The sequence below is a fragment of the gamma proteobacterium symbiont of Lampromicra miyakona genome (genome assembly GCF_059730895.1).
The window spans coordinates 1,669,710-1,682,584 of the sequence record NZ_AP035932.1; the positions used below are offsets into that span (position 1 = coordinate 1,669,710).

A 12,875-nucleotide genomic window follows, 5' to 3' on the forward strand; every position below is an offset into this window, starting at 1 on the left:
GGGGCGTTCGCGCTCCACGCTTAATGGCGAGAACTCCGCGATGATGTATCACATTCCTGCCGTGCTTAACGCTGAACAGCTGGCGCACTTTACCGCACAGCTGCAGCAGGCTGACTGGGTTGACGGACGGGCGACGGTCGGCAGCCAGGGCGCGACCGTAAAAAATAACCAGCAGATTGACACCGGCACGCCACTCTATGATCGGCTGCAGGCTACAGTGCTTCAGGCACTGAATAGCCATCCGCTATTCTTTGCCGCCGCGCTGCCGCGCACGCTTTCTGCGCCGCTGTTTAACCGTTATCAGCAGGGGGAAACCTACGGTTTTCATGTTGATGGTGCGGTACGCCACAATGGCGCGGCCGGCTGGATGCGTACCGATCTCTCCGCCACACTGTTTCTGTGTGAACCCGACAGTTACGAGGGCGGGGAACTGGTGATCGAGGATACTTACGGTCAGCACCGCGTAAAACTGCCGGCCGGCGACCTGGTGCTTTATCCCTCCAGCAGCCTGCACTGCGTCACGCCGGTCACGCGCGGCGCGCGGGTCGCCTCGTTTTTATGGATTCAGTCGATGGTGCGCGATGATAAGCAGCGCGCGATGCTGTTTGAACTGGACCGCAACATTCAGAGCCTGAAAGCGCGCCACGGTGACAGCGAAGAACTGCTGTCGCTGCTGAATATGTACCACAACCTGCTGCGCGGCTGGACGGAAGTTTAGCCGTCACGCAATAACAAAAAGCCCGCTCAGGTTTCCCTGAGCGGGCTTCTTTAAATCTGGCTCCTCTGACTGGACTCGAACCAGTGACATACGGATTAACAGTCCGCCGTTCTACCGACTGAACTACAGAGGAATCGTTGGAACGAGGCGAATATTAATGGCAGCCCCTGTGAGTGTCAACCGCTAAAAACACATTTGTATTCAACTGGCTAGCAAAGCGGCAAAGCGATCGTGATTTAAGCAGATTCCGGTGCCTGCTGCGCCAGACGCGCCAGCGGATCCTGATGGTAAAACTGCTGCAGGTGGCGATACATGGTCGGAAAACGGCTGGCGAGCAGGTCGGGGGCGCTGAAAAAGTACTCCGACAGCACGGCAAAACATTCCGCCGGATCGCTGGCGGCATAGGGATCGAGGGTCGCGGCCTGTTCACCCACCAGATCCACTTCCGCTTCAATCTCGGCCATCGCCTGCAGTAAATCTTTCTCCCAGCTGGCCACATCGCGCAGCGCGATGGCCGGGATGCCGCTGGTGTAACCGCTGCCGCGCGCGTCGAGCTTGTGCGCTACTTCGTGGATCACCAGGTTGTAACCAGAGAGATCATACGAGTCCTGGATGTCCAGCGCGTTCAGCACCACCGGTCCCTGCGTCCAGCTCTGGCCGGCATGCACGGCCGGCGCGTGGTGCACCAGGCCGCTGTCGTCCTCCCAGCGATCGTCAACGCTGAACGGCTCCGGGTAGATCAGCACTTCGTGGAAGCCGTCGAGCCATTCCAGACCCAGCTTTAATACCGGCAGGCAAAACAGCAACGACAGGCGAGCCAGACGCAGTTCGCTGAGTTCCAGACCCTGCAGCGGAGTGATTTTTTTCTGCAGCAGGAAGCGTTGCGCCAGCGCTACCAGCGCCTGCTGTTCGTCGCTGTTCAGCAGAGAAAAGATCGGCTGCCCCAGCGCCTGTTGCCAGGGCAGGGCAGTCACGGCAGCATCTTTTTGTGCACGCCACGGCCATTTGATCATTGCGTCACTCACTCTGCAGGGCGGAAATCATATCCTGACGCGGCAAACGATAAATTGCCAGCGTGGAATCAAAGCCGCTTATTCAACCTGTTAGCGGCGGATTTGTCTGTGACAGGGATTGCAAACTGGCAAGGTGGGAAAGGGGCGCGCTGTGCCGCCGGCGAGGGGGCAAGGGCTGATGATTCACTGAATCGCGCAAAAGATGACGCCCTCTTCTGTGCGGAAGAGGGCAAACGGTTAGCCTTCACGCTCCACACGCTGGAATGCGATGACCCAGACCCAGGGATTCACCTCCCAGCTGGTGGCGCCGTACTGCTTCTGCCACGCCTTGCGGTAAGCTTCTTTCGGCGATTCGGAATTCATGTTCATAGTGAAGAAATTATTGAGGAAGTGCGAATCGGTCTGCACGCCTTCCGCCATGATGTCGTCTTCGCTGATGTCCTGAATTTTCTCCGCGCGTACCGCCGTGATTTCCAGATCGATGCGGCTGGCCCAGCGCGGCATATGGATGGCGGTCTGCCAGCCAAACTGCTCGGCGACCTGCTGATTTTCTTCCTGTTGTCCAAGTTCATGGCTGTCGGCGCGATACTGGCAAAACGCCGGATTGCGGAACGGCAGCGGATCGCGCTCGTATTCCGCCAGCTGCGCTTCAGGCACAATCGGACCCCGCCAGGTTTCACGCACCCACAGGCGATCGCCGACCTGGCCAAACGGGCACTGGGCGCCAATGTCCGCCATCGACATCAGCTTATAGCCATGCAGATGATTAGCGCTGACATCAAACGCGTGCACGCCTTCATGATGATCCTGTCCCGGGCCAAACGCCTGAGTTTTCATAATGCGCCGGGTCTGAGTTTGCTGGCCAACCAGCAGGGCGCGCACCCGCTGTTCGGAAAAAAGAATCGGCCGTTCTTTCATTATGTACCTCATGTTGTATCACGTACCCGGAGAACTTCGACGAAACATCCGTATCCTCGGATGAGAGCATTAGCATAATGGGTTTGAATCAATTTGCTTAATAATTTGTCGCCTTATTATCGGGCAATAACTGCCGCTTCCGGTATTAAAAATGGCTCATAAGCAAACAGAGTGCTGACGAAGGCTCCGGGTACAGGTGAGAGCCGTAAATTTCCCCTATACAGTACGTTATAACGGTCGCAATGGGAATCTTTTCAGATTATGTCGCTATGCAAATGGACGTTTTAATGCTGGGGTTGCGACAGGCTAAACTGGACCTTTGGCAATGCTGAAAATTCACCCAGCGGAAAATGCATCACCGAAATTAAACAGAGTGGCTTAACTAAAACAGGTTAAGGAAATACTGAAAACCGCATCGCGGCTGGGCAAGCGGCTTTAACAGCGCTATAACATGATCGGGATCGCATTTTTTTGCGCTGGACATCCGGGAAGGGTGTAAAGAAAGTGTCATCACCGGGCCGCTATGATGGGCGCAAGCCGTACCCGGTGCGAAATAATAGCAATAACAGGAGAAGCACGATGTCACTGACCCATTGGCAACACCGTTACGAAAGCTGGCTGCAGCTGAACTGGCTGCACGATGATAAAGCCCATGATATCGCGCACCTGCGCCGCGTCTGGATGAGCGCGGCCCGCATTATGCAAAACACCAATGCCGATCCGCTGGTGGTGCTGACCGCCTGCTATTTTCACGATGTGGTGAACCTGCCGAAAAACCATCCGGAACGCCATCTGGCTTCGACTTACGCGGCGGAAGAGACGCGCCGCATTCTGCAACAGGATTTTCCGGACTTCCCCTCAGCGCTGCTGGACAGCGTGGCGCATGCGGTGCAGGCCCACAGTTTCAGCGCCCGCATCACGCCAAAAACGTTAGAAGCGAAGATCGTTCAGGACGCCGATCGTCTCGAATCATTAGGCGCGATTGGCCTTGCGCGCGTTTTCTATACCGCAGGTGCGCTGGGACGTCCGTTGTTCGACAGCGACGATCCGCTGGGTAAGGATCGTGAACTGGATGACGTCAAGTGGACGCTGGATCATTTCCAGAAGAAACTGCTGAGCCTGCCGCATACCATGCAGACGGAAACCGGCCGTCTGCTGGCGGAACACAACGCCGATTTTCTCGTCCGCTATATGGCGAAGCTGTGCGCCGAACTGCAGGGCAATCTGACCGATATTGATGAGTCCGTGTTACGCGATTTCAGTCCCATACCGGCACAATATTAAATTTTTATGACAGTCTGTTAACTTTCATCTGCTTCCGCTACGTTGTTGTAAATCAAGAGGGAGTGTGAAGATGACCGAGACCGTTAACTTAACCATTAAAATTGACCCGGCCCTGAAAGAGCACATTAAACAGTTAGCCGCTGATAACCAAATCTCCATGAGTCAGGAGATCGTTAACCGCCTGCAGGCCAGTTTAGATGCCGTTGAGCCACCGGCCGTCGACAGCCTGCATACCGAAGAGGCGGGCGATCAACTGAGCGCCGCCGAGCTGAAGCAGGTGCGTGCACTGCTGAAGAAAAGTAAGAAAAAGAAATAATACGAAAACCCGTCGCTGACGGGTTTTTTCTTTCTGCGCCTTAGCTAACGCGGAACTGCTGCGCGCGCTGCGTCAGTCGCGCTGAAAGTTCACTCAGCTGCGCCGCTGCCTGCACCTGCTGATCAGTCAGGGCTTCGTTTTGCTGGAGCTGAAGACTCATTTCCACCACTTCCCGGGCAATTTTGCTCACGCGATGGCTCTGCGCCGTACTGTTATCCTGTAGCTCATTCAGCTGGCTGACCACGCCCGATACCGCCTGGCCAATCCGCGCAAACAGCACTTCCAGCGCCTGCACCTTCGCAAAGCCATCCTGCACGTGCTGCTGCGTGTGCTGGATTAAACCGTCGATCTGCCGCGTGGATGCGCCGCTCTGCTGCGACAGCAATCCCATCTCTTTGGCGACGACCGAAAAACTGCGCCCGTAAGCGCCAGCATGCGCAGACTCTATCGCCGCATTAAGCGACAGCAGACGCGTCTGCATCGACAGGCTATCCAGCATGCCGACGATGCCAGCGATATCGCCGGCGGCCGCGACGATCTGCTGCATCTGGTGCTCCATATTGTCGACTTCATGGGCGCAGTGACGCATCAGCGCATCCGCGGACTGCGCGTCGTGCGTCGCCTGTTGCGAGAAGTGTGCACCTTTTTCCACCTCTTCTGACACGCGATGCAGCCGCTGCGACAGATGATGGAAGCTGGCATTTTGCGCCTGATGCTGCTGCATCACCTGCTGATTATGCTGCTGCATCTCGTCAGCGCCGGCCGCCACACGGGTTGCTACCGTCGTAATGTCGCTGACGATCTGCTGCAAACCCTGACGCATGGTACCGATGGACTGGAGCAGCTGGCGCGTTTCCAGCGACTGACGGCGCGTCGGTGCCGGGCTGGCGACCAGATCGCCCGTCGCGATTTGTGCCAGCTGGGCGTTGGCGTGACGCAGCGGCAGCAACACGCCGCGCATCAGCAGCGCGGCGGCCAGCAGCAGCAGCGCCATTAATAACGCGGCAATCGCCAGCGCCAGATTGCGGCTCTGCTTGAGCGTGCTGAGCGAATGCTGGTTGACGCTGCCGAGCTGCTGATTGGCCTGTTCAATTTCGCTAAACCAGGCATCGTTGAACTGCTGCTGGAAAGCCTGCATCGGCACCATAAAAAATGCGTTGATATCATTAGCTGCCAGCCCTTTCAGCTGCTCCTGCAGCCCGCCAGCCAGCAGCACGAAGCCCTGTGCCAGCGGGCTATCGCTTTTCGCCTGATAGGCAGCAAACAGCTGCTGCGCCTGCTGCAATGAGGTAGTGGCTGCCGCCGCCAGGCTTTTCCAGCTGTCGACCGAACCGCTTTGCTGGTCCTGCATCAGATAAATGCCGGCACGATGGCTGTTGTCGCTGGCGGTGAGTAACTCAATACGTGCTTTATCCAGCAGGGCCAGCCGTTCGCGCAGCTGGCTGGCCTGCTGCAATGAGTGTTGCGTCTGATTCACGTGCTGGTTGAGCAACAGCACCCCGGCAAACTGCAGCAGACAAAACAGCACAATAAACAGCATGAACTGGCTGCGCAGGCTGGAGAGCCAGACGGGCAGACGCAGGGTAAAACGAGGTCGCAGCCGCAGCGGCAGGGAGATTACAGACAGGAGAGACATCAAACAGCTCCGCAAAAAATAAAACGCAGTATTGGTTTGATGCGTGACAGTCCGGTGACAGTGCGCGCGATGTGCGGCAAAACAGCACATCGCGCGTTACTAAAGCAAATTGCGGGGCGGAAAACCGGGGCGTGAAGCGCGGCTGCGTTTTCAGCGGCGCTGACGCGCGTGCTGCTCAATCAGCGGCAGCAGCAGTTTCGCTACGGCGGCGAACACCGGTACCACCACCGAGTTACCAAACTGTTTGTAGGCTTGTGTGTCGGAGACCGGAATGCGGAAGCGCGCTTCGCCCGGCGCTTCAAAGCCCATCAGGCGGGCACATTCACGCGGCGTCAGGCGGCGCGGGCGGCGCGCCATGTTCGCGGCCTGCTGAAAATCCTGTTCGCCCAGCGCGTGATCCCAGCCGCGATCGATCAGGATTTCCGACCCGTCTTTATAGTAGCGCGCTGACAGCGTGCGCACGCAGCAGTGCGGATTGCGCGGATCGTTGAGGCCAAAGCCAAAACCGTTGCCTTTGGCTTTATGCTTCTTCGCATACTGGTAGAGATAGTGCCACAGCGTGGGCGACAGGGTATATTTTGCCGCCGGCTGCGGCTCCAGCAGGCTGTGCAGCGGCGGAACTTCAGGCGGATAGAGTGCCGCCAGCGCGCGCAGCGAAAAACCTTCGCTCAGGCCGGTATCGCGCCGGATCCCTACCAGCACGATGCGCTCGCGGTGCTGTGGCAGGAAGTGACGCGCATCGACCACTTTGGCATCCGGCGATGAGTCGTCAGCCGCGTCAGCGACGTCGTAACCCAGCTCATCCAGCGTGGCCATAATAATGGCAAAGGTGCGGCCTTTATCATGGCTCTTGAGGTTCTTCACATTCTCCAGCACGAAAAACGGCGGTTTTTTGGCGGCGAGGATGCGCGCCACATCAAAAAACAGCGTGCCCTGGGCTTCACATTCAAAACCGTGGGCGCGACCCAGCGCATTCTTCTTGCTGACGCCGGCCAGCGAAAAGGGCTGACAGGGAAAGCCGGCCAGCAGCACCTGATGGTCGGGAATCGTCTTATCGATATGCTGATAAATCGCCTGCTCATCCGGCAAACCGGCCGGCTGGGTAATCAGCCGGATATCACTGTTGAACTGATGCCGGGCGGGATCGCTGTAGTGATTGGCTTTATAGGTGCGCACCGCTTCTTTATTCCACTCGCTGGTGAATACGCACTGGCCACCAATCTGCTCAAAGCCGCGGCGAATACCCCCGATGCCGGCAAACAGATCGATAAACTGAAAGCGGGGATTGTCATAATGCGCCGGTCGCGACGGCAGCAGCGCCTGCAGACGGGCGACCTCCGCCGCTGACAGCGCGGGCGCGGCACTTTTTCCCGCGCGAATACGGTTAAGCTGCGTGATACTCCAGTCGCGGCCGCCGGCCTCGCTCAGGATGACCACCAGATCGCGGGCCGCGTAGATATCCAGTACCTGCAGCAGTAACGCGGTGGCGTCATCATCAGCGGAGTGCGGGGAGGGCGAAGCCGTCGCGGCGGGATCGAGTGCAAGCATGCGTTTTTCCTTAACAGTGAAGCGGCTATGCTACCACTCCTGGCGCGGCGTGGAAATTACGATGGCTGCGTAGCGTCTCGCAATCTGCTCCGCACAAACTTTCGCTTTCGCCTCAACGCGCTAAAGTTGAAGAAGCCCGCAAAAAAGGAGACGCCATGGCAGACGTCCACTCGCATGATATTCGCAGCAAAAATATGCGCGCCATTCGCAATCAGGATACGGCGATTGAGCAGCGTATTGCGCTGCTGCTGAAAGATCGCGGCTTTAGCTTTCGTGTACAGGATAAAGCGCTGCCGGGCCGGCCGGATTTTGTGCTGCCGCAGCACAAAGCCATTATCTTTGTGCACGGCTGTTTCTGGCATCGTCACCACTGTTATCTGTTCAAAATGCCGGCCACGCGTACCGAATTCTGGAGCGGCAAAATCAACAGTAACGTGGAGCGTGACCGGCGCTATGTGCAGCAGCTGCAGGAAAGCGGCTGGAAGGTGCTGATCGTCTGGGAATGCGCGCTGCGCGGCAAACTGCGGCTGGAAGATGAGGCGCTGGTGGAGCGGCTGGAAGAGTGGCTGCTGGCTGCCACGCACAGCAGCGAGATCGATCATCAGGGATTGCATCACTATCGGGCGGATTAAGGCAGGGTGATTGCTTTTACCTGCCATAACAGTTTAGATCAGCGTTTTCTCTGGGACGCGGAACACCACCATGAGCAGCATCAAACTGACGGTCAGACGCCTGTATCAACTGCGCGATGAGCGCATGGTCAATGCCCATGCCACGGCGCGCATTTACCTGGACGATACGCTGGTGGCCACCGAGGAGATAAGCGGCATGACAGAAAGTCCGGTGAGCAAGTATCTGCACGCCGACGATCTGCACGGGAAAACGTTACGCGTCGAATGGGACTGTGCGGGCATCGCCGATATGACGGTGACGGCGATTGAGCGGTGCCCCTGTTGTCAGGATCACGAACCGGAATAAGGAATGACATTTTGGCAGGAACCAGCTTACTGACTCTTCTGGATGATATTGCCACGCTGCTCGACGACATCTCCGTCATGGGCAAAGTGGCGGCAAAAAAGACCGCCGGCGTGCTGGGCGATGACCTGTCGCTCAATGCACAGCAGGTGACGGGCGTGAAGGCCAATCGTGAGCTTCCGGTGGTGTGGGGCGTGGCGAAGGGCTCGTTTATCAACAAACTGATCCTGGTGCCGCTGGCGCTGCTGATTTCCGCATTTGCGCCCTGGCTGATTACGCCGCTGCTGATGATTGGCGGCGCCTATCTGTGCTTTGAAGGAGTGGAAAAAGTGCTGCACAGCCTGCACCACGACAAAGCGGAGAAGAGCCCGGAAGCGCGGCAAAAGCGCCTGGATAATCTGGCGCAGCAGGACCCGCGCCAGTTCGAAAAAGATAAGGTGAAAGGCGCAGTGCGCACCGACTTCATTCTGTCGGCTGAAATTGTGGCGATTACCCTGGGCATTGTGTCGGATGCGCCGCTGCTCAATCAGGTGTTAATCCTCGCCGGTATTGCCATTCTGGTGACCATCGGCGTGTACGGTATTGTGGCGATGATCGTTAAGATTGACGATCTCGGCTACTGGCTGCGTGAGAAGTCTTCCACGCTGGCGCAGGCCACCGGCGGCGCGCTGCTGGCGCTGGCACCGTGGCTGATGAAAATCCTGTCGGTGGTTGGCACCGTCGCGATGTTCCTGGTGGGCGGCGGCATTATCGTGCACGGTATCGCGCCGCTGCATCATGCTATTGAAGAGTACAGCAGCGGCTTCCCGGGTGTGGTTTCCATGCTGCTGAGCAACGGCGCGAATCTGGTGCTGGGCTTTATTGTTGGGTCGATTGTGCTGTTAGTGGTAAATCTGGTTGCGAAGCTGCGCGGTAAATCGGTATAAAGCGCAGGAAATTTCTAATCACGGGTCAGGAGAACGATGATGAACGACGATATGTTTGAATTTGATATCGATGCACAGCTGGAGCAGGCGGAAGCCAAAGCGGCAGAAAAAGCCAGTGAAGTGCCGGCAGATATCAGCGACGAAGCCGACTGCGAAGGTTGCAAAATCTGATTTTCCACCCGGGAAAATCGTTCAAAGCCGATAATAACTTTTATCGGCTTTGTTTATTTACGGCATTTTTCACTGCTTATTCCGAATTTGTCACAGTAATAGCAATATCCTATAGGCAAAAAACGCGCACAGCTGCTATACCTTAATCCGTTCAATCAACGGTGAGAAGGGAGGGCGCGGTATGACCTTTGCAATCAGTGACGAAGTTCAGCACAAACAGGGCGGACCCACCATGGTGGTGACCGGCTATGCCAGCGGAATGGTAGAGTGTCGTTGGTATGATGGCTACAGTGTACGCCGCGAAGCGTTCCGCAGTGATGAGCTGACGCATCTGTCGGCCGCGCGCCAGCTGGCCAGCTGAGCCCCTCGGGACGGTCAGCGCGCCGTCCCGATGTCATTGTCACTTTTCACGTTTTTCCTGATCTCTGCCTGTACGCCGTTTTCCCGCCTGACTACACTTCTTCAATTCGTTGTTATCCGGAGCCTGGCTACTGATGCCAATCTCGCCACTGTCATCACGCCGCATGACGCCTGCGCTGCGCGTGCATCTCTGTTTTCTGGCGGTCTTTCTCTTTTCACTTTTTCTCACCGTCCATGAAGCGCTGGAATTAAAAAATAACTATCAGCAGCGGCAGCGCGCCCAGCTGTCCGAGATCCAGCGCAGCCTCGATAGCCGCTTTCAGGAGAGTCTGGACGAGCTTAATTACTATCAGCGGATGCTCAGCTACGCGCTGACGCACCCGCTGGACGCCGATTATGGTCAGCACGCCCTGCAGCGTTTTCAGCAGTTGCGCCATCAGCCGGTGTGGCAGTTGCAGATCGCTAACCTGCGCAGCATGCCGATTAACGGCGTCAGCGACGAATGGCTGCAGCGTGATGCGCTGCTGCAGCGCGATGATACTTATCTGCTGCCCGAGCTGCGCGCTGCGCTGGAGTTCAGCTTTATCATGCAGTTCAGCGATGAGGCGCAGGACTTTCATTCACGCTTCTGGTACACCTCACGCGCGGGCTATTACATCAGCTCACGTCCGCCGCGCGACGCGCAGGAGCTGGCGCAAAGTTACGCCACCATGACGCAGCGACCCTATTTTCGCGACCAGCAGCCGGGCCGGGCGCCGCAGACGCGATGGCACTGGACTGAAGCCTATCAGGGGGAGTTCAACGAAGGGTTGATGCTGACGGTGAGCGCGCCGGTGATCGCCCATCAGCACTGGTACGGCGTGTTATCGATGGACTTCACCCAGCAGCGAATTAATGCATTGCTGCACCAGTCGCGTCACAGCGTGCTGCAGGGCAAGCTGGTGCTCGAAGATCGTGCACTCAACGAGATCACCCGGCTGCCGGCGCCGCACGATGTGGCATTAACCCCTGCGCAGCGCGGCCAGCTGATGCAGGCGATGCACCAGCAGCCGGCCGGAACACTGTGGCTGGGCAGTCAGCTGGCCAGTTGGGTTAAGTTAAAAAATGTCGATGCCTGGCTAATCAACGTGCAGAGCCTGCGCCAGGGGCTGGCGCAGGAGCTGGGGCGGGTAGCGCTGTTTCTGTTGGGCATGTGGCTGCTGTTCGTGCTGTTACTGGCGCTAGCGCATCAGGTGATTTTCCGCCTGGTGAGGCGACTGGAAGACCTCTCGGCGCGACTGGCCTGGCGCGCTAATTATGACGGCCTGACGCGCCTGCTTAATCGCAGCGCCTTTTTCGACCAGTTTATCGCGCTGGCGCGGCGCTGCGAACAGCAGCAACAGCCGCTGGCGGTGATCCAGCTCGATATCGATCATTTCAAAAAGGTCAATGATAGCTGGGGCCATCACGCGGGCGATCAGGCGCTGATGCGCGTGGCCGGCGTCATCAAACATACGCTGCGCCCTTACGACGTAGCCGGACGCATCGGCGGCGAAGAGTTTTGTATCGTGCTGCCGCACACCACGCTGGCTGAGGCGCAGGGCGTGGCGGAGCGTATCCGCAGCCGGCTGGCGGCCAAAACCATTCTGGTCAACGCCAGCACCACCTTTAGCGTTACGTTGTCAGCAGGTGTCAGCTGCAGTACTGAGCAGGGCAGTTACCATGCAGAGAGCCTGCAGGCGGTAGCGGACCGCCGCCTGTATCTGGCGAAAAGCGGCGGTCGCAATCGGGTGTGCGCGGCCGGTTAGACTTTGCCCTCGTTATCCTCTTCTACCGCCTGGTAGATGCGCTGCAGGATATCGGGGAACGCCGACTGCACGCGGCTCCAGCTGGGGATAAACGGTTTCTCGTTTGGCCGCTCGATGAACGACTGGCCGGCGTCGAGAATCGCCTGAGTGAACATCTCGACCGCCGCTTCTTCAATGTGCTGATCAAACTTCAGTCCGTTCATGGTGGCTTCGTGGTTGTAGATCTCCATCATGTCGAGCGCGTTGCGATAATAGGTGGCCTTCAGCACGCGGAACGAGTCGCTGGTGAGCGGCACGCCCATTGTCGCCAGCTTACGCAGTAGCGACTGCACGATATCGTTACTCATGCGTTTCAGGCCACCGGTGCCGTCCTCTTCTGCCAGCGGCTGATGCTTATGGTCGTAGTTGTCCGCGATTTCCACCTGGCAGGTCTGCCGCGTGGTGTAATTGCGATAAATCTCTGACAGCACGCCAATCTCCAGCCCCCAGTCGCCAGGGATTTTGATGCCGTTCAGCACGTGGGTGCGCATGGCAAACTCGCCGGACAGCGGATAGCGGAAACTGGTGAGATAATCGAGATACTCCGAATGGCCGTAGACTTTCTGCAGCGAGCGCAGCAGCGGGCCCACCAGCAGACGTCCGACGCGGCCATTAAGCTTGCCGTCCGCAACGCGCGCATAGAAACCTTTGCAGAATTCATACTGAAACGCCGGGTTGGCCAGCGGGTAGAGCAGACGTGCCAGCATGCCGCGCTCATAGGTCACGATGTCGCAGTCATGCAGTGCCACGCACTGCGAGCGGTCGGAGGCCAGCGTGTAGCCGGTGCAGAACCACACGTTGCGACCCTTGCCGGGCTGGCTGGGCGACAGACCCTCTTTATCCAGCTCGGCGTCCAGCGCTTTCAGCCGCGGGCCATCGTTCCACAAAATGCGGTGGCGCTGCGGCAGGCGCGAGAAAAATTCGCGCGCGAAGAGAAACTGATCGCGATCGGCACGATCGAGGCCAATCACAATCTCCTCCAGATAGGGCACTTTCGCCAGTTCATTGACGATATTATCCAGCGCCGGGCCTTCCAGCTCGGAAAACAGCGAGGGCAGAATCAGCCCCATTTTGCGCTTGCGCGCAAAGCGCACCATCTCTTTTTCCAGCGACTCCACGCTGCGGTGGGTGAGATTATGAAAGTTGGTAATTACGCCGTTCTGGTAAAAATCACTCATCGTCTC

14 protein-coding genes and 1 tRNA gene are annotated in these 12,875 nt (G+C 57.7%); 9 read left to right on the forward strand and 6 right to left on the reverse strand.

The genetic code is table 11. The features are described 5' to 3' along the window. Positions 1–40 precede the first annotated feature (40 nt). Positions 41–718 carry a PKHD-type hydroxylase YbiX gene (ybiX, locus tag AC6I8P_RS07625; RefSeq protein ID WP_058757376.1) on the forward strand — a complete coding sequence of 226 codons (678 nt, stop codon included), beginning with the start codon at positions 41–43 and terminating at the stop codon, positions 716–718. A gap of 57 nt (positions 719–775) precedes the next feature. Here ybiX and AC6I8P_RS07630 read toward each other — a convergent pair. The 3 genes from AC6I8P_RS07630 to AC6I8P_RS07640 form a co-directional block, all read right to left on the reverse strand. After that, a tRNA-Asn gene (locus tag AC6I8P_RS07630) sits at positions 776–851 on the reverse strand. 103 nt (positions 852–954) lie between these two features. Next, complete coding sequence (gene mtfA, locus AC6I8P_RS07635; protein WP_481657563.1) at positions 955–1,731, reverse strand: DgsA anti-repressor MtfA; 777 nt, start codon at positions 1,729–1,731, stop codon at positions 955–957. A gap of 237 nt (positions 1,732–1,968) precedes the next feature. Next, complete coding sequence (locus AC6I8P_RS07640; protein ID WP_058771148.1) at positions 1,969–2,649, reverse strand: ASCH domain-containing protein; 681 nt, start codon at positions 2,647–2,649, stop codon at positions 1,969–1,971. Between the two features lie 579 nt (positions 2,650–3,228). Between AC6I8P_RS07640 and AC6I8P_RS07645 the strand changes: the two genes are divergently transcribed. Further along, positions 3,229–3,933, forward strand: a complete 705-nt coding sequence (locus AC6I8P_RS07645; protein ID WP_021509843.1) for a phosphohydrolase — start codon at positions 3,229–3,231, stop codon at positions 3,931–3,933. Positions 3,934–4,003: 70 nt separating this feature from the next. Next, positions 4,004–4,249 (forward strand): hypothetical protein, encoded by a 246-nt coding sequence (locus AC6I8P_RS07650; protein WP_021509844.1) that lies wholly within the window; start codon positions 4,004–4,006, stop codon positions 4,247–4,249. Positions 4,250–4,289: 40 nt separating this feature from the next. Here AC6I8P_RS07650 and AC6I8P_RS07655 read toward each other — a convergent pair whose 3' ends face one another. Then, positions 4,290–5,885: a methyl-accepting chemotaxis protein gene (locus AC6I8P_RS07655; protein ID WP_021509845.1), complete on the reverse strand. Its 1,596-nt coding sequence runs from the start codon at positions 5,883–5,885 to the stop codon at positions 4,290–4,292. 150 nt (positions 5,886–6,035) lie between these two features. Continuing rightward, complete coding sequence (gene dcm / locus AC6I8P_RS07660; protein WP_058757384.1) at positions 6,036–7,433, reverse strand: DNA (cytosine-5-)-methyltransferase; 1,398 nt, start codon at positions 7,431–7,433, stop codon at positions 6,036–6,038. Between the two features lie 155 nt (positions 7,434–7,588). On the opposite strand from dcm, the gene AC6I8P_RS07665 reads away from it, so the two are divergent. From AC6I8P_RS07665 to dgcQ, 6 genes are all read left to right on the forward strand, one after another. Continuing rightward, complete coding sequence (locus AC6I8P_RS07665) at positions 7,589–8,065, forward strand: very short patch repair endonuclease (protein ID WP_058757385.1); 477 nt, start codon at positions 7,589–7,591, stop codon at positions 8,063–8,065. Positions 8,066–8,135: 70 nt separating this feature from the next. Beyond that, positions 8,136–8,411: a hypothetical protein gene (locus AC6I8P_RS07670; protein WP_021509848.1), complete on the forward strand. Its 276-nt coding sequence runs from the start codon at positions 8,136–8,138 to the stop codon at positions 8,409–8,411. An 11-nt stretch (positions 8,412–8,422) separates the two neighbouring features. Continuing rightward, positions 8,423–9,334, forward strand: a complete 912-nt coding sequence (locus AC6I8P_RS07675) for a DUF808 domain-containing protein (protein WP_058757386.1) — start codon at positions 8,423–8,425, stop codon at positions 9,332–9,334. A gap of 36 nt (positions 9,335–9,370) precedes the next feature. Then, complete coding sequence (locus tag AC6I8P_RS07680; RefSeq protein ID WP_254919505.1) at positions 9,371–9,505, forward strand: hypothetical protein; 135 nt, start codon at positions 9,371–9,373, stop codon at positions 9,503–9,505. Between the two features lie 181 nt (positions 9,506–9,686). Further along, the gene (locus AC6I8P_RS07685) at positions 9,687–9,866 is read left to right on the forward strand and encodes a YodC family protein (RefSeq protein WP_010618657.1); all 180 of its coding nucleotides are present in this window, start codon (positions 9,687–9,689) and stop codon (positions 9,864–9,866) included. 133 nt (positions 9,867–9,999) lie between these two features. Then, positions 10,000–11,652, forward strand: a complete 1,653-nt coding sequence (gene dgcQ / locus AC6I8P_RS07690; RefSeq protein ID WP_498002414.1) for a cellulose biosynthesis regulator diguanylate cyclase DgcQ — start codon at positions 10,000–10,002, stop codon at positions 11,650–11,652. Here the strand turns inward: dgcQ and AC6I8P_RS07695 are convergent. Next, on the reverse strand, positions 11,649–12,869 hold the full coding sequence (locus AC6I8P_RS07695; protein ID WP_058757388.1) for a glycosyltransferase family protein: 1,221 nt from the start codon (positions 12,867–12,869) through the stop codon (positions 11,649–11,651). The two genes, dgcQ and AC6I8P_RS07695, sit on opposite strands and share 4 nt — an antisense overlap. Positions 12,870–12,875: the final 6 nt, after the last annotated feature.